Origin of the sequence: Streptomyces sp. NBC_00631 (assembly GCF_045206895.1) — a bacterium.
Taxonomy (GTDB): Bacteria; Actinomycetota; Actinomycetes; order Streptomycetales; family Streptomycetaceae; genus Streptomyces.
Window position 1 is genome coordinate 5,504,612 of sequence record NZ_CP107734.1, and the last position, 18,320, is coordinate 5,522,931.

17 protein-coding genes are annotated in these 18,320 nt (G+C 70.5%); 10 read left to right on the forward strand and 7 right to left on the reverse strand.

Translation table 11 applies throughout. The annotated features are described in order from the left end of the window. Positions 1-26: 26 nt before the first annotated feature. Positions 27-1,505, reverse strand: coding sequence for a S1C family serine protease (locus OHB00_RS25250; RefSeq protein WP_406437796.1), 1,479 nt, complete (start codon positions 1,503-1,505; stop codon positions 27-29). A gap of 257 nt (positions 1,506-1,762) precedes the next feature. Between OHB00_RS25250 and OHB00_RS25255 the strand changes: the two genes are divergently transcribed. From OHB00_RS25255 to OHB00_RS25265, 3 genes are all read left to right on the forward strand, one after another. After that, positions 1,763-2,590: a glycerophosphodiester phosphodiesterase gene (locus OHB00_RS25255; RefSeq protein ID WP_406437798.1), complete on the forward strand. Its 828-nt coding sequence runs from the start codon at positions 1,763-1,765 to the stop codon at positions 2,588-2,590. 226 nt (positions 2,591-2,816) lie between these two features. Then, positions 2,817-3,455, forward strand: a complete 639-nt coding sequence (locus OHB00_RS25260; RefSeq protein ID WP_406437799.1) for an ATP-binding protein — start codon at positions 2,817-2,819, stop codon at positions 3,453-3,455. A gap of 215 nt (positions 3,456-3,670) precedes the next feature. Further along, positions 3,671-4,660: a DUF5926 family protein gene (locus OHB00_RS25265; protein WP_406437801.1), complete on the forward strand. Its 990-nt coding sequence runs from the start codon at positions 3,671-3,673 to the stop codon at positions 4,658-4,660. A 245-nt stretch (positions 4,661-4,905) separates the two neighbouring features. Here the strand turns inward: OHB00_RS25265 and OHB00_RS25270 are convergent, their stop codons facing one another. Together OHB00_RS25270 and OHB00_RS25275 are read right to left on the reverse strand one after the other, a co-directional pair. After that, complete coding sequence (locus OHB00_RS25270; protein ID WP_406437803.1) at positions 4,906-5,472, reverse strand: hypothetical protein; 567 nt, start codon at positions 5,470-5,472, stop codon at positions 4,906-4,908. 54 nt (positions 5,473-5,526) lie between these two features. After that, positions 5,527-6,201: a bifunctional DNA primase/polymerase gene (locus tag OHB00_RS25275; RefSeq protein ID WP_406437805.1), complete on the reverse strand. Its 675-nt coding sequence runs from the start codon at positions 6,199-6,201 to the stop codon at positions 5,527-5,529. Positions 6,202-6,847: 646 nt separating this feature from the next. Between OHB00_RS25275 and OHB00_RS25280 the strand changes: the two genes are divergently transcribed. Further along, complete coding sequence (locus tag OHB00_RS25280; RefSeq protein ID WP_406437807.1) at positions 6,848-8,242, forward strand: PP2C family protein-serine/threonine phosphatase; 1,395 nt, start codon at positions 6,848-6,850, stop codon at positions 8,240-8,242. 158 nt (positions 8,243-8,400) lie between these two features. Next, positions 8,401-9,870, forward strand: coding sequence for an aminopeptidase P family protein (locus OHB00_RS25285; protein WP_406437809.1), 1,470 nt, complete (start codon positions 8,401-8,403; stop codon positions 9,868-9,870). Between the two features lie 119 nt (positions 9,871-9,989). On the opposite strand, the gene OHB00_RS25290 is transcribed toward OHB00_RS25285, so the two are convergent. The 4 genes from OHB00_RS25290 to OHB00_RS25305 form a co-directional block, all read right to left on the reverse strand. After that, positions 9,990-10,811, reverse strand: a complete 822-nt coding sequence (locus OHB00_RS25290; RefSeq protein WP_406437811.1) for a triphosphoribosyl-dephospho-CoA synthase — start codon at positions 10,809-10,811, stop codon at positions 9,990-9,992. 10 nt (positions 10,812-10,821) lie between these two features. Beyond that, positions 10,822-11,766 carry an intradiol ring-cleavage dioxygenase gene (locus OHB00_RS25295; protein ID WP_406437813.1) on the reverse strand — a complete coding sequence of 315 codons (945 nt, stop codon included), beginning with the start codon at positions 11,764-11,766 and terminating at the stop codon, positions 10,822-10,824. Positions 11,767-11,865: 99 nt separating this feature from the next. Next, the gene (locus OHB00_RS25300; protein ID WP_406437815.1) at positions 11,866-12,441 is read right to left on the reverse strand and encodes a GNAT family N-acetyltransferase; all 576 of its coding nucleotides are present in this window, start codon (positions 12,439-12,441) and stop codon (positions 11,866-11,868) included. A 38-nt stretch (positions 12,442-12,479) separates the two neighbouring features. Next, positions 12,480-12,929 (reverse strand): ATP-binding protein, encoded by a 450-nt coding sequence (locus tag OHB00_RS25305; RefSeq protein ID WP_089100542.1) that lies wholly within the window; start codon positions 12,927-12,929, stop codon positions 12,480-12,482. Positions 12,930-13,190: 261 nt separating this feature from the next. On the opposite strand from OHB00_RS25305, the gene OHB00_RS25310 reads away from it, so the two are divergent. From OHB00_RS25310 to OHB00_RS25330, 5 genes are all read left to right on the forward strand, one after another. Continuing rightward, a complete protein-coding gene (locus tag OHB00_RS25310) occupies positions 13,191-14,060 on the forward strand; it encodes a hypothetical protein (RefSeq protein ID WP_406437817.1) in 870 nt (289 codons plus the stop codon). A 229-nt stretch (positions 14,061-14,289) separates the two neighbouring features. Further along, positions 14,290-15,039, forward strand: a complete 750-nt coding sequence (locus OHB00_RS25315; protein ID WP_406445976.1) for a YcnI family protein — start codon at positions 14,290-14,292, stop codon at positions 15,037-15,039. Between the two features lie 106 nt (positions 15,040-15,145). Next, a complete protein-coding gene (locus tag OHB00_RS25320) occupies positions 15,146-15,799 on the forward strand; it encodes an SCO family protein (RefSeq protein ID WP_406437818.1) in 654 nt (217 codons plus the stop codon). Next, positions 15,796-16,266 carry a copper chaperone PCu(A)C gene (locus OHB00_RS25325; RefSeq protein WP_406437819.1) on the forward strand — a complete coding sequence of 157 codons (471 nt, stop codon included), beginning with the start codon at positions 15,796-15,798 and terminating at the stop codon, positions 16,264-16,266. Before OHB00_RS25320 ends, OHB00_RS25325 begins: the two co-directional genes overlap by 4 nt. Before the next feature lie 14 nt (positions 16,267-16,280). After that, positions 16,281-18,314, forward strand: coding sequence for a copper resistance protein CopC (locus OHB00_RS25330; RefSeq protein ID WP_406437820.1), 2,034 nt, complete (start codon positions 16,281-16,283; stop codon positions 18,312-18,314). Positions 18,315-18,320 lie beyond the last annotated feature (6 nt).

The following is an 18,320-nucleotide window of genomic DNA, read 5'->3' on the forward strand; positions in this document are numbered from 1 at the left end:
AACCGGTTCCTGCGGGCGTGTGCGGGTCAGTTGTCGCCGACGCGGGAGCCGAGGGTGACGGTGACCGTGTGTTCCGAGCCGCCGCGCTTGTAGGTGATCTCGACCTTGTCGCCGGGCTTGTGGGTCCAGATCTCGCCGATCAGGGTCGGGCCGCTGTCGATGACCGAGTCGTCCAGCTTGGTGATGACGTCGCCGGGCTTGAGGCCGGCCTTGTCCGCGGGGCCGCCGGACTCCACCGCGGCGGCACCGCCCGAACCGGAGTCGGTGATCTGGGCGCCGGAAGAGCCGTCCTCCAGCGACACCGACGCGCCGATCTTCGCGTAGACCGGCTTGCCGGTCTTGATCAGCTGCTGGGCCACGTACTTGGCCTGGTTGATCGGGATGGCGAAGCCGAGGCCGATCGAGCCGGACTGCCCGCTGCTGCCCAGGCCGCCGCTGGAGGCGGACTGGATCGCGGAGTTGATGCCGATCACCGCGCCGGCGGAGTCGAGCAGCGGTCCGCCGGAGTTGCCCGGGTTGATGGAGGCGTCGGTCTGCAGGGCGCTCATGTAGGACGCCTTGCTGGTGGAGCTGCCGTCGCTGGAGGCGACCGGGCGGTTCTTGGCGCTGATGATGCCCGTGGTGACCGTGTTGGACAGGCCGAAGGGGGCACCGATCGCGATCGTCTCGTCGCCGACGGCCACGTTGTCGGAGTTGCCCAGGGCGAGCGGCTGCAGGTCCGACGGCGGGTTCTTGAGCTTGATGACCGCGACGTCGTAGCCCTGCGCGTGGCCGACGACCTCGGCGTCGTACTTCTTGCCGTTCGGGAACGTCGCGGTCAGCTTGCCGCCGTCGAGGGAGTCCGCGACCACGTGGTTGTTGGTGATGATGTGGCCCTGCTTGTCGAAGACGAAGCCGGTGCCGGTGCCGCCCTCGCCGCTGGTCGACTCGGACTCGATGGTGACCGTGCTGGGCAGCGACTTGGCGGCGACCGCCGCGACGGTGCCGGCGGCGCGCTTGACCTGGGTGGCGCCGGTGTCGGAGGACGCGGAGATGGTCGTCGAGCCGCCGCTGTCGTCGTTCTTCGCCAGCGTGTAGCCGAGGCCGCCGCCGAGACCGCCCGCGAACAGCGCGGCCACCAGGACGGCGGCGATCAGACCGCCGCGCCCGCTGCCCTTCTTCGGCGCGTGCTGCGGCTGCTGGAACGGCTGGTGCTGCTGGTAATGCTGGTGCTGCTGATCGTAAGAAGACCCCCAGGCGGGGGCGGCACCCGCGCCGGGGTCCGCGTAGGAGGGGGTCGCGGGGGGCGGCGGCGGCCAGGAGCTGTCGGGAGCCTGCGGAGCGGTGCCGTAAGGGTCACCGGCAGGTGCGCCGGGGGCACCCTGGGGCGTCGGCGGGATCGGGGCGGTCGGTGCTTCCCCGCCGTCGGACGCGGCCGCCTGCGGCGAGGCAGCGGGAGACGATGGCGGCACAGGAGGTGCCGACGGGGCCGGAGGTACCGGGTTGCCCTCGTTCTCGGTGCTCACAGCTTCTCTCCTCGGTCCACGGCTTTTCTTCTCGGTCGCACTCGGTCACGCTCTTTCACGCTTGCTGTCGGTCCGGCGCGATTCGGCTGTGCATGTGCTTTTGTATGCCGTCAGCTTTTCCCACAGGACGTCAGAGCACCATAAGCCGTTGCTGTGGGTACACTGACAACCTTTATATAGGGCCTGTCTGACAAAAGTTCTCTTTAGCGGCATCCGGGGTGACCCCAGGTACCCCCGCTCGGTGGCACCATGTCGCGGTGACCCACGCACCACAGCATCGCATCCAGGTCGTCGCGCACCGCGGGGCCTCCGAAGACGCCCCCGAGCACACCCTGGCCGCGTACAAGAAGGCCATCGAGGACGGCGCCGACGCCCTGGAGTGCGACGTGCGCCTGACCGCCGACGGCCACCTGGTGTGTGTCCACGACCGACGCGTCAACCGTACGTCCAACGGGCGGGGCGCGGTCTCGGCCCTGGAGCTCGCGGACCTGGCCGCCCTGGACTTCGGGGCATGGAAGAAGGGCGCGGCCTGGCGCGGACGGGACGAGGAGCCCGACTGGGAGTTCCGGCCGGAGGACCGCGGGGACACCTCCGTACTGACGCTGGAGCGGCTGCTGGAGCTGGTCGCGGACGCCGGGCGGCGGGTGGAGCTGGCGATCGAGACCAAGCACCCCACGCGGTGGGCGGGGCAGGTCGAGGAGCGGCTGCTGGCCCTGCTCAAGCGGTTCGGGCTGGACGCCCCGGCCACCCCCGCCGAGTCGCCGGTGCGGGTCATGAGCTTCTCCGCGCGGTCGCTGGCCCGGGTCCGGGCGGCCTCGCCGACGCTGCCGACCGTCTACCTGCTGCAGTTCCTCTCGCCCCGGCTGCGCGACGGGCGACTGCCGGCCGGCGTGCGGATCGCGGGACCCTCCATGCGGATCGTGCGCAATCACCCGGCCTATGTCGAGCGGTTGAAGCGGAACGGCCACCAGGTGCACGTGTGGACGGTGAACGAGCCGGAGGACGTGGACCTCTGTGTGGAGCTCGGCATCGACGCGATCATCACCAACCGGCCGGCGGCGGTACTGGGCCGCCTCGGGCGGTGAGGGGCGGGAAATCGGAACTGTCCTGACCAGGGCTCAGATAAAGAGTCAAGTAAGGACACCTCGTACCTCTTGACCCGAAAGCCCACTCACAGCATCCTCACTTCTCGGCCATACCATCGAAATCAAGCCACACGAAGCCATATCCGAAGCCCTGTCCGGGGGGACAGGACGACGGCCCGTCACAGGGAGTGCTCCGGCGCGTTCGGCACGTATTCGTTGGTTGCGAGTGCGTCACCGGACATTCATCGGCCGGTTTCCGGTTCAGGCCAATGGGGCATCCACACCGTGGCGTGGGGCAAAGGAGGTCTCGGGGGTGGCGTTGGTGGTGGCACAGGAGGTGCCCACGTCGTCGAGCATGGCCGTACCCCATGGCCCTGCGGGCGTGGGTAAGGCGAGACACCGCATGCGCGATCAGTTGCGCACGGGTGGTCTATCGGAATCGGTCATCGACGATGCCGTACTGATCCTTTCCGAACTTTTGAGCAATGCCTGCAAACACGGGCGCCCGTTGGGCGACGCACTGGCCGGAGACGGCGACGTCCGGGCCGCCTGGCGGGTGGACACCCGCGGCCGGCTGGTCGTCGAGGTGACGGACGGCGGCGGCCCGACCCGCCCGGCCCCCATGACCCCGTCGGTCACGGCACACGGCGGCCGCGGGCTGAACATCATCACGGCCCTGGCCGACGACTGGGGTGTCCGCGACGACGCCCGGGGCGAGGTGACGGTCTGGGTCGTGATCCACAGGGACGTGCACGACCCCGAAACCCGGGACCGCCGCGACACCTTCGCCACGCGCGTCATGACGCCCCCGGTCCCGGAGCTGCCCGGCCTGGACTTCGCGGACGCGTTCGACGAGATGGACTGAGGCTTCGACCGACCTGGAGGAATTCCCACGGCTGCCGGCGACTTCCGCCGACATTTCGTCCACAGGAAGCGCCACTGGAAGCGCCCACCGGGAGTGCGGCCGGGAGTGCGGCCGTACCCCCTTGTCGGCGCCGTCGTCCACAGGTTCCCGTGCCCCGGGGTGTGAACGGCTAGGCTCCCGTCGTACGAGACGAGCCGTAACCGGGAGACACCCAGATGGCCAAGAAGCGACCCCAGACGAAGGCCACGCGGCCGCAGCTCGGCGATGGAGCCCGCGCCGAAGGCGCTGATGGGAACTTTCCGGTCGTCGGTGCCCGTGAGCCCTGCCCCTGCGGCAGCGGCCGCCGCTACAAGGCGTGCCACGGCCGGGCCGCGGCGCACGCGGTGACCGAGCTGGTGCACCGCCCGTTCGAAGGGCTGGCCGGTGAGGGCGACTGGGTGGCGCTGCGCGAGCTGGTCCCCGCCGCCACGGTCGAGCTGACCCTGAAGGACGGTCTGCCCGAGGGCGTCCCCTCGGTCACGCTTGCCACGGTGCTGCCGATGGCCTGGCCGGCGCTGCGCCGCGACGACGGCTCGGTCCTGCTCGGCCTGCAGAACGACACGGCGTCCGGCGACATCAGCCGCGACCTCGCCGACACCCTGCAGCGCGCCCTCGCCGCCGAGCCGGGCACCCCGGTGCAGGGCCGCCGCGCCCCCGCCGACAGCCCGCGGCTGCAGGACCTGCTCGACCCGAAGGGCCCGTTCGAGCCAGTTGTGCACGACGGCTTCGAGTTCTGGGTGCAGGACGCGGAGAACGCCACCCCGGACGTGACCGCCTCCCTGGAGCGGGCCAACGCGGCGGCCATCCCGACGGTGAGGCTGACCGGCGTCGACTCCGCCTACTGGTGCGAGACGCCCGAGAAGAACCATCTGCGGTGGGTCATGCCCTATCCCGAGGAGCAGCTTCTGGACGCTCTCGCGCGGCTGCACGCAGCGGGCCGGTCCAGCCTCGGCGAGGGGACCCGGCTGGTCGGTTCCTTCCGTGCCCACGGTCTCACCGTGCCGGTCTGGGACCTGCCGAGCGGGGTCGGCGCTGAGGACATCGAGAAGCCGGCGGCCGAGTTCGCCGAGCGGCTCGCGACCGCCCTGGCCTCGGAGGCACCGCTGACGGCGGACGAGCGGCGGGCCCGCGGCGGACTGACCAACCGGCAGGTCACACTCAGCTGACGATCAGTGCGGGCACAGGGTCGCGGCTGACCGGTCGGTCAGCCGCTCCAGGCCCGTCGAACCAGGTGACTCCTGTCACAACTTCCCTACACGGCAAGCAAATACGTGTCCGAATAGCCGAGATCGAATTTGCGAACCGCCGATCTCTTGTTACCGTCTCAGTAGCCCGGTTGCTGGTGCATCCCCCGTCGCCAGCAACCGGGCCTTTTCATGCCCGCGCCCGGTGTACGGGCCGCCAGGATTCGTCAACTCCCGTTTGACTGCTGGGAGTTGCCCGCGCTCTTGTCCGCGGCCTTGTCCGCCGAGGCGTCCCCGGAGTTGCTCGCGGAGCGCAGCAGCAGAGGTCCGTCGCCGCCGCGTGCCGCGAACTCCGTGACGGCCGTGTAGGCGTCCAGCGCGCCCCGGGTGCGCTCCCGGGGCGTCTCACAGGTGGCGGGCTCGTCGTCGGCGTCCGCGGCGCAGTGCGTCTGGACGGTGCGGCCGCGAGGACCCAGGAGGCTGAGCACGCCCTCCAGGGCCGCCCCGGTGGCGTTGCGGTAGTAGGTGCGCGCCCAGGTGTCCGCGCCCTGGGCCATCACGCAGGTCTGCGCCTCGACGCCGTCGGGTGAGGTGAGTTCGGGACCGCAGCGGGCGGCCGTGGCCAGGCCCAGGCCGAGCACCAGCGGGGACCGGACCGGCGCCGGCAGCTTCTCGTCGTCGTGCCGGGCACGGTGTACGGCGGCCTCACCCACCTGTCCTGCGGACGCCACGGCCAGCGGCAGCGCGACCGCGCACACCATGACGCCCGCGAGGGCGAGTAGACGCACGTTCATGTGCGGAGGGTAACCAGGCGGACGCGGCAAGTCGGGTTCTCGCGCCCGACACCCTTACAACTCGGGCGCGCTCACACCCGTACGGGTGAGGGCGTCGACCACGGCGTCCACCACGGCCTCCACGTCGGGCACCCAGGGCTTGGCCGAGCCGGGCAGCGGGGCCCGCTCCCAGCGGACGGCGCCCTGGCCGGTCTCGGAGGGCGGCAGGGCGAGATAGCCGCCCTCGCCGTGGAAGCGGAGCGAACCGGGGACGAAGTCCTTGGCGTAGAGCAGCTCGCCCAACTGCTCCATGGAGTACGGCTTGACGAGCAGCGCCCAGCGGGTGGGCGCGGCGACCACCGGACCGAGGCGCATGCCGCGGCGGTCGAGGAGAGCGAGGGCGCGGGAGGCGGCGAGGGCCGGCAGGCTCACCGCGCAGGGCGCCTTTCCACCGGAGGCCCCGGTGGCGAGGACGATCGGGGCCGTCGGCCGGTTGCCCCACCACCAGCGGACCATGCGCTCGTCGGTGGTGGCGGCGAGCAGGCCGGGGTCGAAGGGGTGGGCACCGGGCACCGTGCACTCCGGGTCGGGACACGCGCACCTGGCCCGCCCCTGGGGATCGGGAGCCACACCCGGGAGTACGGGCCACTGCCATTCCGTCGCGAAGGTCAGGGCCGCGCCGAGAAAATCAGGCCCCTTGTCGTTCCGCTGGGACAGGAGCCTGCGTCGCCTTCCGAGGATCTCGCGCATGAGCGCTCGTTCCTTTCCGTTGCACCGCTGGCAACACCGTGGACCACATCACACCATGTGTCGATCACTTCACTGTGCGTACCTGTTGGCGCATCACACCCCTGCCCTGGGCAAGGGGAACCCCCTGGGGGTCGAGCGGAGGCCGCGCCCGCGTTCACAAGAACTGCGTCGTACTGCTCGTACTGCGTCTATCAAAAGCACGGCCACGGCGTGGGGTGGCGAAGTCTGGCGTTTTGCCGTTCCGAGTGTTTCTCTCCGCCGCCGCCACGGGAGGATGGGGCACGGTCGTCGGTGGTTAAGACGCCCGGGTCCGTCGCCAGGTTCCGGGTGGCCCCCAACCACCCCTGGCCTTCTCCGAGTACGTACCCATCACGACCGCTGTGACGCTCCGTGGAGCAAGGCCAGTCGACCGCAATGCTCCGTTGCCCGAGTCAGTTTTAAGCCAACTTTGCCTTTGTGCAAGCCGTCCGGGAGAACACCTCACGGAGACCCCAAGAGGCCCACGGACACCAGGAATCCCGGCAGGACAATGCTGGACATCTCCTCACGAGTGCGTGTACATGTGGAGACACTGCTAGCGGCGCAGAAAGACATGGGGGTTTGCGATGCTTTTGAGCAATACGCACAGGTCTGAAAGCCGGACACGATGAGCGCCCCGCACCCTCCGAAAGTGGCTGGAATCGATTCAACGGTCCCCACTCCCGCCCACACTGTCGCGCCGGTTCCCCCCGCCCCGGCAGCCCCTGTCGCCCCTGCCGTGCCCAAGGCCCCGGCCGCACCGGCACCCGGCACCGTCCTCCAGGACCGGCTCGCCGGCTGGGTCTCCGACCTCACCACCCTCCATGAACTGACCGAACGGCTCGCCAGGACCGGCACGCTGGAGCCGGCCCTCCAGGAACTGCTGCGCGCCGGTGCCGCCCTCGTGGGCGCCCGGCGCGGTCTCGTGGCGCTGGAGCCCGCCGACGGGCTCGGTCCGCACACCACGCTCGGCCTCGGGCTCGGCCGTGCGGACCTCGGCCACCTGGAGACCGTCCCGCGCGGCCCGCTGCCGTACGACAGCGGGGGCGCCGCCGAGATCGTGCATTCCGACCTGTTCGCCGAGGAGGGCCTCGACCCGCGCCACCGCGAGGTCGCCACCCGTCTCGGCTACGCCGCCAGCTACGCCCTCCCCCTCGTCACCGACGCGGCCGACCGCCTGGGCGCGGTCACCTGGCTGTACGACGAGCCGGCCGAACCGCACGAGCGCCGCCGCCATCTCATCGGCCTGTACGTCCGGTACGCGGCCGAGCACCTGGTCCGGCTGCTGGAAGTCGAGCGCACGCGCGCGTGCATGGCGACCATCGCCGAGGAGCTGCTCCCCTCCCGGCTGCCCCGGGTGGCCGGCGTCCAGCTCGCCGCCCGGCACCGCACCGGGCCGCGCGGCGGCGGCGACTGGTACGACGCGCTGCCGCTGCCGGACGCCGCCCTCGGCCTCGCCGTCGGCTCGGTCACCGGTTCCGGGCCGAGCGCGGTCGCCGCGATGGGACGGCTGCGCGCCTCCCTGCGGGCGTACGCCGTGATGGAGGGCGAGGACCCGGTCGCGGTCCTCTCCGACCTGGAACTGCTGCTGCGGCTGACCGAACCGGCCCGCTCCGCCACCGCCCTGTTCGCCTACTGCGAGCCCGCGCTGCGCAAGGTCACCCTCGCCGGTGCCGGCCACAGTCCGCCGCTGCTGATCGGGGAGCACCGTACGGAGTTCGCGGAGACCTCGGTGTCCGCGCCGCTGGGCATGCTCGCCTGCTGGGAGGCGCCCAGCGTGGAGATCGAGGCGGAATCCGGGGAAACCGTTCTGCTGTACACCGACGGGCTGCTGCACCGCACCGGCGACCCCATGGACCGCGCCTTCGCCCGGCTGCACACGGCCGCCGCGAGCGTCCCGCGCGCGCTGCGCCACGACCCCGGGGCGATCGCCGACCACGTCCTGCGCACGGTGCTGCCGGACGGCCTGGACGAGGCCGACAGCGAGGAGGACGTGGTCCTGCTGGCGGCCCGCTTCGACTGACCGGTCAGTCAGAAGGAAGCCGGGAGGAAAGCCAGGAGGAGAGGCGGAAGGCGCAGGCGGAGACACCTCACACGGCTGCGGGTCCCCCAGTCCCTGGGACGCCGTTCGGTACGACCGTACGATGGGCGGGATCCACTGCAGTGTCGAGGAGGATGACCGTGTCCGACCAGCTCACCCCGGAAACTCCGGAGACCCCGGAGACCGAGTCGGAAGAGCCGATCAAGCAGCGCAAGAACAGCCTGTACCCGGGCGTGTCCGACGAGCTCGCCGAGAACATGAAGTCCGGCTGGGCCGACACGGAGCTGCGCGATCTCAAGCCCATCGAGCAGGCCGGGCAGACCGCCCGCCGCCGTGCCGAGCTGTCCGCCCGCTTCCCGGGCGAACGCCTGGTGATCCCGGCCGGCAATCTGAAGACCCGCTCCAACGACACGGACTACCCGTTCCGGGCGTCGGTCGAGTACGTCTACCTGACCGGCAACCAGACCGAGGACGGCGTCCTGGTCCTGGAGCCGAAGGACGACGGCCATGTGGCCACCGTCTACCTGCTGCCCCGCTCCGACCGCGAGAACGGCGAGTTCTGGCTCTCCGGGCAGGGCGAGCTGTGGGTGGGCCGCCGCCACTCGCTGACCGAGTCCGAGGCTCTGTACGGCATTCCCGCCGCCGACGTCCGCGAGCTGGCCGACAAGCTGCGCGAGGCCACCGGCCCGGTGCGGGTCGTCCGCGGCTACGACGCCGGCATCCAGGAGGCGCTGACCGACAAGGTCACCGCCGAGCGCGACGAGGAACTGCGGGTCTTCCTCTCCGAGGCGCGGCTGGTCAAGGACGAGTGGGAGATCGGCGAGCTGCAGAAGGCCGTCGACTCCACCGTGCGCGGCTTCGAGGACGTCGTGAAGGTCCTCGACAAGGCCGAGGCCACCAGCGAGCGCTACATCGAGGGCACGTTCTTCCTCCGCGCGCGCGTGGAGGGCAACGACATCGGCTACGGCTCCATCTGCGCGGCCGGCCCGCACGCCTGCACGCTGCACTGGGTCCGCAACGACGGCCCGGTCCGCTCCGGCGACCTGCTCCTGCTCGACGCCGGCGTCGAGACGCACAGCCTCTACACCGCCGACGTCACCCGCACGCTGCCCGTCAACGGCACCTACAGCGAGATCCAGAAGAAGATCTACGACGCCGTCTACGACGCCCAGGAAGCCGGGATCGCGGCGGTGCAGCCGGGCGCGAAGCACCGCGACTTCCACGATGCCGCGCAGCGGGTGCTGGCCGAGCGGCTCGTGGAGTGGGGGCTCGTCCAGGGGCCGGTGGAGCGGGTGCTGGAGCTGGGTCTGCAGCGCCGGTGGACACTGCACGGCACCGGGCACATGCTCGGCCTCGACGTCCACGACTGCGCCGCCGCGCGGACCGAGACGTATGTGGAAGGCGTCCTGGAGCCGGGGATGGTCCTCACCGTCGAGCCGGGACTGTACTTCCAGGCCGACGACCTGACCGTGCCCGAGGAGTACCGGGGCATCGGCGTCCGGATCGAGGACGACATCCTGGTGACGGCCGACGGCAACCGGAACCTGAGCGCCGGGCTGCCTCGGCGGTCGGACGAGGTCGAGAGCTGGATGGCTTCGCTCAAGGGCTGACGTGTGATGCGACTGGCCGGGTACCAAGGGGGTGCCCGGCCAGTCGTCGGTCTGCGGGTCGTGTGTGGTCGCTCGCGCCCACGCGGCGGTAGCCGCACATCGAATACAGCCCCGCGCCCCTAACGGGTCGCTGTAGGCAGCGCATCCAAGAACAGTGCGCCGGCCAGCAGGCCCGCACTGCCTCGCGGGCTCCAGCCCTTTTCGTACAGGTCCGCGTCCAGGGTGCGGAGTGCGGTCGCACCCGCCTCCGTCGCCGTACCGCCCGCCTCCAGTACTGCCCGCGCCCCTGCCTGCACCTGACGCAGGCCCAACGGGCCCGCCGTGTAGAGGAGTTCGGTGTCCTGGAGGGTGGACATCACCGTCAGTAAGGCGTCCAGGCGGGCCTGGTTCTCGGTGGCCCCGGCCTTGCGGGCCGTTGCCAGCGCGTCCAACGCCCTGCGTACGTGCGGGAATCCGGCCCTCGCCTCGCCCCGGGCGCCGGCCGCGCCGTACTTGACGGAGATCGACGAGCCCCGCGACGGGCGCTTGGGGGCGCCCTTGTCGTTGAACGCGGCGATCTTCCGTGCGTTCGCGGCGATCTCGCGGGCCTTGGCGCGGGGCTCCAGGGCGACCGCGGCGACCAGGAAGCCGAGGGCCCACAGGGCTCCCCGGTGACCGCCGCCGGCCAGGCCGACCGAGTGCTCGGTGCACCGGCCGATCGCGCCCAGTTCCGCCCGCAGCGCCGGCGTGGCCTCGCCGGTACGGCGGGCGGAGGCGGCCATCGCCGCGAGGCCGGGCGCCAGCGCCTTGGCCGACCAGCGCAGACTGTCGTGCTCCCGGCGCGTACTGCGGGCGTCCAGGTCACGCGGGTCGGGCAGGCCCGGCTTGGGGGCCAGTGCCAGCTGACCGGTGAGCGCGGCCACCGCGGCCCGCGCCAGCGCGTCGTCCTCGCGACTTGTCATGTCCCTTACCTTATGAGGAGGCGGAGGCCGAAGGGGAGGCGCTGTCGCTGGGGTCGTCGCTCGGCGGAGCGCCCGTGGGAGCGCCGCTCGGCGGGGTACCGCCGCCACCGCTGCCGGCACCCGTGCTCTCGGCGTCCGGGTCGACGGCCAGGGTCAGGGATCCCTTGTAGCCCTTCGAAGGGTCCTTCTTGTGCACGGCCTTCAGGGTGAGCAGACCGCTGGCGGCGCCTCCGCCGTCGTACACCATGTCCTTGGCGAGGACGGTGTAGTCGCCGGTGTGCTTCGAGTAGGGCTCAAGGGTGAAGATCTCCTCGGCGATGTCGTCGGCGAAGAACAGCTGGCCGGTGTAGTTGACCTTGCCGCCCTCGTAGGTGCCGTCCTCCTTCTCGCCGCCCGTGTGCACCTTCACGTGGATGTGGCAGGTGCGGGGGGTGTACCAGCCGGGGAAGATCGTCTCGAACTTGACGACCCCGTTGGCATTGGCGATCTGGTAGCCGCGCAGGTAGGTGTTGTCGTCGGCGGAGTCGCCCTCCTCGCTCTCCGCGGGGGCGGAACCGCCGGGGTTGGCGGTGGTGTAGCCGGAGTAGTAGCCCCAGGCGTCGCAGTGCCAGATCTCGACCGCCGCGCCCTTGACCGGGGTGCAGCCGTCGGTGGCGTCCACGACGGTCAGGCGCAGGGTCAGCGGAACACCGGCCTTGCCCTCGGTGATGTCCTTGCGCACCAAGGCACCATCGAGGTAGTACGGCCCTTCCGTGACGCTGCTCATCAGCGTCATGCACTCGCCACTGGTCGAACTCGCGGAGGCTGCGGCTTCCGCGTCGGTGCTGGTGTCGGTCGTGTCGGCGAAGGCCGACTGGAAGCCGGCGACCGCGAGGCCGCCGGCCGCCACCGTGCCGCCGGAGACCGCGAGGGCACGGCGGCGGGTGATCGACGTGTTTTTGTGGTTTCCCGTCATGGTCGACGAAGCTAGGAACGCCGTTTGTCAGGGGCATGGGCAGGGGCTGGGAACGGCCTGTGAACGCCCAGGAAACTGAACCAGCCGGGAAGCCGCTGGTCACAGGGCCGGGGCACGGTCGTGCAGGATCCGCTGGAACAACCGGCTGTCCCGCCATTCTCCATTGATGTGGAGATACTGCGGCGCATCACCGATCGTCTCGAACCCGCATTTCTTCAGCACGCGTTGGGACGTCGTGTTCTCGATCAGGGTGGACGCCTCGATCCGGTGAAGTCCCACGACATCCCTTGCGATCTCGCAGACCCGATCCAGAGCGGCGGTGGCCAGACCACGGCCCTGCTGATCGGCGGCCACCCAATAGCCGACGTAGGAACTACAGAAAGGCCCCAGCGAAATTCCGGAAAGGGTGATCGCCCCGACGATACGGCCGTCTTCGGCCGACTCCATGACCCAGGGCGCCATGAGGCCGTCGGCGACCTGTCCCAGCAGGCATTCGATGCGCTCGGTCTGGCCCTCGACGGTGAAGAAGGAATCGGGTCTGACCGGTTCCCAGGGTTCGAGATGGCTTCGGTTGCCGACGTATGCGGTGCACAGCGCTTTGGCATCGCCGACGGCAATCGGACGCAATATCACACCTGGGGTGAGCAGGCTTTCTTTAATCTTTCTGGGAATCATGCGCGCACCCTAGCGCGGGTGTTATGCGGGGGCGAGAGTCATGCCGAAAGCAGGGAAGGATCTTTCTTCCACTTGAGGATCTTGTCGAAGCTGACCACGGTGCCACCGCGGCCCGGCTTGTTGCCGATGTGGACGTGATCCGCGAGTTCTCTGATGAGACAGAGGCCTCTCCCGTGCTCGGCGTCGGGACGGGCTGGCCTGAGGTCCTGGGTGCGGGCGAACCCCGGACCGAGTCCCGGCCCCGAATCGGCCACCTCGATACGGCACTTCTCACCGTCCAGGTAGGCGGTGACCCGGTACGCCTCCGAGGTACGGCCCGCCCCGCCGTGCTCGACGGCGTTCGCGCAGGCCTCGCTGAGGGCGACGGAGAGGTCGTAGGAGATGTCGGGGTCGACGCCCGCCGTCTCCATCGTGCCGATCAGCAACCGACGGGCGAGCGGCACGCTCGCGGCCTCACGCCGCAGATGGAGTGACCACCAGATGCTCATGCTCCAGCCTCCTGGCCGCGGCTCGACATACCGATACCTATTGCCACCCGTGCGCGGGTGTAAGCACTCCGTTCATGTGAGAACGCCCATCCGGGGGATGCGCGGGGGGAGGTTTCGGTGTATGAGCGGGTGGTTCGGCACAAGGTGATCATTCGGTTCTCTCTCTCGATCACCTTCTGCCGCCCAGCGTTTCCGCACGTAACGGCATCTTCCGGACCTGGCGTCAAGCGGGTGGGGGTCCAGTGCGATGATGAGCGCGCCATGACTGCCCCCCACCCGCGCGCGGCGCGCACCGGAAGCGGACTGCGGCTCCTGCGGGCCGCTGTGTTCGCCGCGCTCTGCGTCGTGCTGGCAGCTGCGGGGCACACCCTGGCCTCCTGCGCGACCGTTCCGCTGTGGACACTCGGCGCGGGCTTCCTGGGCACCCTGGCGCTCGTCGCCCCGCTGACCGGCCGGGCCCGCTCGCTGCCGGGGATCGTGGCTCTGCTCGCGGTGGCGCAGACCGTGCTCCACACACTGTTCGGGCTGGGCCAGCACGGCGGTTCCGTGCTGGCCGGCGGCTCGATGTCCATGTCATCGATGTCGTCCATGTCGTCCATGTCGTCGACATCCATGAGCGATGCCTCGCTGGTGGAGCGGGCCGCGAGGCTGGTGTGCGGGGCCGGGGCCGCTCAGATCAGCCCCGCCCACGCGTACAAGATCCTCGTGGACGCCCATCTCAGCACCTCCGCGCCCGCCACCGGCACGAGCGGGGCTGCCCACGCCGCGGACGCCACCGGGGCCTCCGGCTCGCTGCTGCCCTCCGTGCCCATGCTGCTCGGACACGTCCTCGCGGCCGTGGTGGCCGGGTGGCTGCTGCGCCGGGGCGACCTGGCGCTGCTGCGGCTGATGCGGCTGTCGGCCGATTCGGCGCACGGGGTCGCCGAGGGGGCGCTCGTCCGTTCCCTGCACCGGGCGCTCGCGCTGGCGTGCGCCCTGTGCGCCGGGCTCGTGTCCGTACCCGAGGCGCCCGCGCGCGGCCGTCGTAGCACCTGGGACATCCCGGCCGCCCCGCGCACCGTCGCGCTCCAGCACTCCGTGATCCGGCGCGGGCCGCCCGTGGCCACCGCCGTACTCGTTCTCGCCGCCTGACACGACGCGACCAGCGCACTCCCCGGGATCTGCCCGGATCCGGAGGAGCCGGCCATCGTCGTGCGGCACGCGCGCGTGCTTTCGATGGCCGCTTCCGGTTCCCCTGTCGGCTTCCGGCCTCCGGTCTGCCACGCGCCCCTCGACGACAGAACTCACTCGGAGTGGAGTGCTCCCTGCAATGAAGGCTTCCGCCATGTCCGCCGTGTCCGCCGTGAAGGCCGTGTCCGCCGTGAAGGCCTCTCGGATCGCCGCCGTCGCCGCCGTCACGGGTACGGCCGTACTGGCCGTCTGCTCGCCCGCGTTCGCGCATGTCAGCGTGCAGCCCGAGGGCACCGCCGCCAAGGGCGGTTACGCGGTCATCGACTTCAAGGTCCCCAACGAGCGGGACGACGCCTCGACCACCAAGGTCGAGGTCAACTTCCCCGCCGACCATCCGATCGCGTCCGTGATGCCGCAGCCGATGGCCGGCTGGAAGATCGAGGTCACCAAGTCCAAGCTGGCCAAGCCGCTGGAGATGCACGGCGAGAAGATCGACCAGGCGGTCACCAAGGTCACCTGGACCGCCGAGGACAAGGGCATCGAGCCGGGCTACTTCCAGAAGTTCCCGCTCTCCGTGGGCGCCCTGCCCGAGAACACCGACGAACTGGTCTTCAAGGCGGTCCAGACGTACTCCAACAAGGAGGTCGTCCGCTGGATCGAGGTACAGCAGGAGGGCCAGGACGAGCCGGAGAACCCGGCCCCGGTCCTCGCGCTGTCCGCCGCCACCGACGACCACCACGGGTCCGCCACGGCCGAGGACACGGCCGAGGAGACCTCGGCCAGGACCGAGACCACCGCCTCCGACGACTCCGGCTCCGCCGGCGGCAGTGACACCACCGCCCGCGTCCTCGGCGTCGTCGGCATCGTCGTCGGCGCCGCCGGGGTCGCCTACGGCGTCCTCGCCGGCCGCCGCCGGCCCACCACCGGCACCGAGGCCTGAGTTCCGCGTCCGTAGCGCACAGGGGGCCGTGCGAGGCTGTCGTACTCCCACGACCGTCGTACGACCCCGGTGCGCGCCGGATCTCTCACATCTGGGACATTTTCGTATGCGCAAGAAGACGTTCGCCGCGGCCGCGCTGCTCGCCGCCGCCTCCCTGACCCTCTCCGCCTGCGGCAGCGGCGACGACGCGAAGTCACCCGTCACCGTGGTCGCCGGGGACACCTCGAACAAGGCCGCGACCATCCTCGACACCCCGTTCGAGAAGCCGGACCTGGTGCTCACCGACACCCACGGCGACAAGTACGACCTGCGTGCGGAGACCAAGGGCAGGCCGACGCTGATCTACTTCGGCTACACGCACTGCCCCGACGTCTGCCCGCTGACCATGAACAACCTCGCGGTCGCCAAGAAGGCGCTGTCCAAGGCCGACCAGGCGAAGCTGCGGGTGGTGTTCGTGACCACCGACCCGGCCCGCGACACCCCGTCCGAACTCGGCAAGTGGCTCAAGGGCATCGACCCGAGCTTCGTCGGACTGACCGGCGACTTCGCCACCATCCAGGCCGGCGCCCGCACCCTCGGCATCTCCATCGAGCCGACCCACAAGGACAAGAAGACCGGCAAGGTCGTCTCGGTGCACGGCACCCAGGTCATCGCGTTCTCGCCGAAGACCAACGGTGGATACGTCCTGTACGGCGAGGACGCCACCGTCGACGACTACACCAAGGACCTCCCCAAGCTGATCAAGGGGGAGAACCCGTGAAACCCGTGAAGCACCTTGCCGTGACCGGGATAGCGATCACGGGGGCTCTTGCCCTGGCGGGCTGCGGCGGTTCGGATCCTTCGGGTTCCTCACGCGCCGAACTGTCCGTCGGCGCCTCCTACATGCCCCAGCCGGTCTCCGCCGACATGGCCGCCGGATTCCTGACGATCACCAACAGGGGCGGCACGAAGGACGAGCTGACCTCCGTCACCAGTGAATCCGCCGGTGAGATCACCATGCACGAGACCAACGGCGGGGCGATGGAGCAGGTCAGCGCCTTCGAGGTGCCCGCCCATGGTCAACTCGTGTTCAAAAGCGGCGGCAACCATCTGATGTTCGAGAAGCTGAAGCGCCGCCCGGCCCAGGGCGACACGATCACCTTGAGACTCAAGTTCGCCGAATCCGGTCCGCTCACCGTCGAGATGCCGGTGAAGTCCGCCACGTACAACCCGTCGACCGGACACTGAGGGAGGGACCGACCTTGACGCGGACCATCACCCCCCGCCTGCGCACCCTGGTGCTGCTGTTCCTCGCCGTCACCGGCGCGCTGTTGGCCGGCGCCGGGCCGGCCTCCGCGCACGCCGCGCTGACCGGCAGCGACCCCTCCCAGGGGGTGGTGGTCACCAAGGCGCCCGACCAGGTATCGCTCACGTTCTCCGAGAACGTGTCGATGAACGACAACTCGATCCGGGTCCTCGACCCCAAGGGCAAACGGGTCGACCTGGCCAAGCCGGACGACCTGAGCGGGACGACGTACGGCGTGCGGCTCAAGAGCGGGCTGAGCAAGGGCACGTACACCGTCGCCTGGCAGGTCGTCTCGGCGGACAGCCACCCCGTCGCCGGCGCCTTCACCTTCTCCGTGGGAACGCCTTCGAAGACCGTCGCCTCGGTCGGTGACCAGGACGTCGGCGGCGGGGTCGTCGGCTGGCTGTACGGCTTCGGGCGGTACATGTCCTACGCCGGGTACATCGTGCTCGTCGGTGGCGCCACCTTCGTCCTCGCCTGCTGGCAGCGCGGCTCCGGAGTGCGGGCCATGCAACGCCTTGTCGTCGGTGGCTGGCTGACGCTCACCGCCGCCACCCTCTGGCTGCTGCTCCTGCGCGGCTCCTACACGACCTCCGGCAGCGTCGGCGACATCTTCGACCTGAACCTCCTCGGGCAGGTCCTGCAGACCAAGGCCGGCGCGGCCCTGGTCTCCCGGCTGCTGCTGCTCGCGGCGGCCGCACTGTTCATCGCCGTCCTCTTCGGCGCCTACGACAAGCGCGAGGAGGGCGAGGAGAAGCGCGACCTGACCTTCGGGCTCGCCATCGGCGGGACCGTCGTGGCCGCCGGGCTCGCGGCGAGCTGGGCCATGGCCGAGCACGCCTCCACCGGGCTCCAGCCGGGCATCGCGATGCCGGTCGACGTCATCCACCTGCTCGCCGTCGCCGCCTGGCTGGGCGGCCTCACCGCCCTGTTGGTCGCCCTCTACCGGGCACCCGCCGGCGCCCCGGTCGAGTCCGCCGCGGTACGCCGCTTCTCCCGCGTCGCCTTCGGATCGGTGCTCGCGCTGGTCGCCACCGGCATCTACCAGTCCTGGCGCCAGCTCGGCTCCTGGTCGGCGTTCACCGACACGACGTACGGCGAACTGCTGCTGGTCAAGATCGGGCTCGTGGCGCTGCTCGTCGGCATCGCGTCCATCTCGCGACGGTGGACGGGACGGCTCGCGGATGCCTCGGTGACGGAGACCGGGACGGAGGCAGAGGCAGAGGCAGAGGCCGATGCAGAGGCAGAGGCCTCGGAAGAGGTGATGGAGGAGGAGAAGGAGACGGTCAAGGCGTCCGCCGCCACGAAGGAGGCGTCCACCACGTCCGGCAAGGCCGTCTCCAGCGCCGCCGGCACGGCCGTCTCCGGCGTCTCCGGCAGGCTCGCGTCCGCCGATGACGACCCCGAGCGCGCCGCCCAACTGGCCCGGCAGCGGACCGCCATGGACACCGCCCGGCAGAAGCGCGTCCGGGACGCCGACCCCCACCGCTTCGGCCTGCGCCGCTCCGTGCTGGCCGAGGCCGGCGTCGCCGTCGTCCTGCTCGCCGTCACGACCGTACTGACCCAGACCGAGCCCGGCCGTACCGAACAGGACGCGAAGACCGCCACCTCGGCCTCCTCGTCCTCCTCGGCGTCGAACTCGTCCTCGGGCGCGCTGACCCTCGACATGTCCTTCGACACCGGCGGCAAGGACGGCAAGGGCGTCGTCCGCGTCGACCTCGACCCCGCGACCGTGGGCAGCAACGAGATGCACGTCTACGTCCAGCGGCCCAACGGCCGTGCCTTCGACATCCCCGAGGTCAAGGTCGCCTTCACCCTCGCAGCCAAGAAGATCGGGCCGCTCCCCGTGGCCCCCGACCACATCACCACCGGGCACTGGGCCGCGAACGGGGTGCAGATCCCCATGGCCGGCGACTGGCAGATCTCCGTCACCGTGCGGACCTCCGACATCGACCAGGTGACCGTCTCCAAGAGCGCGCAGATCGGCTGAACCGCC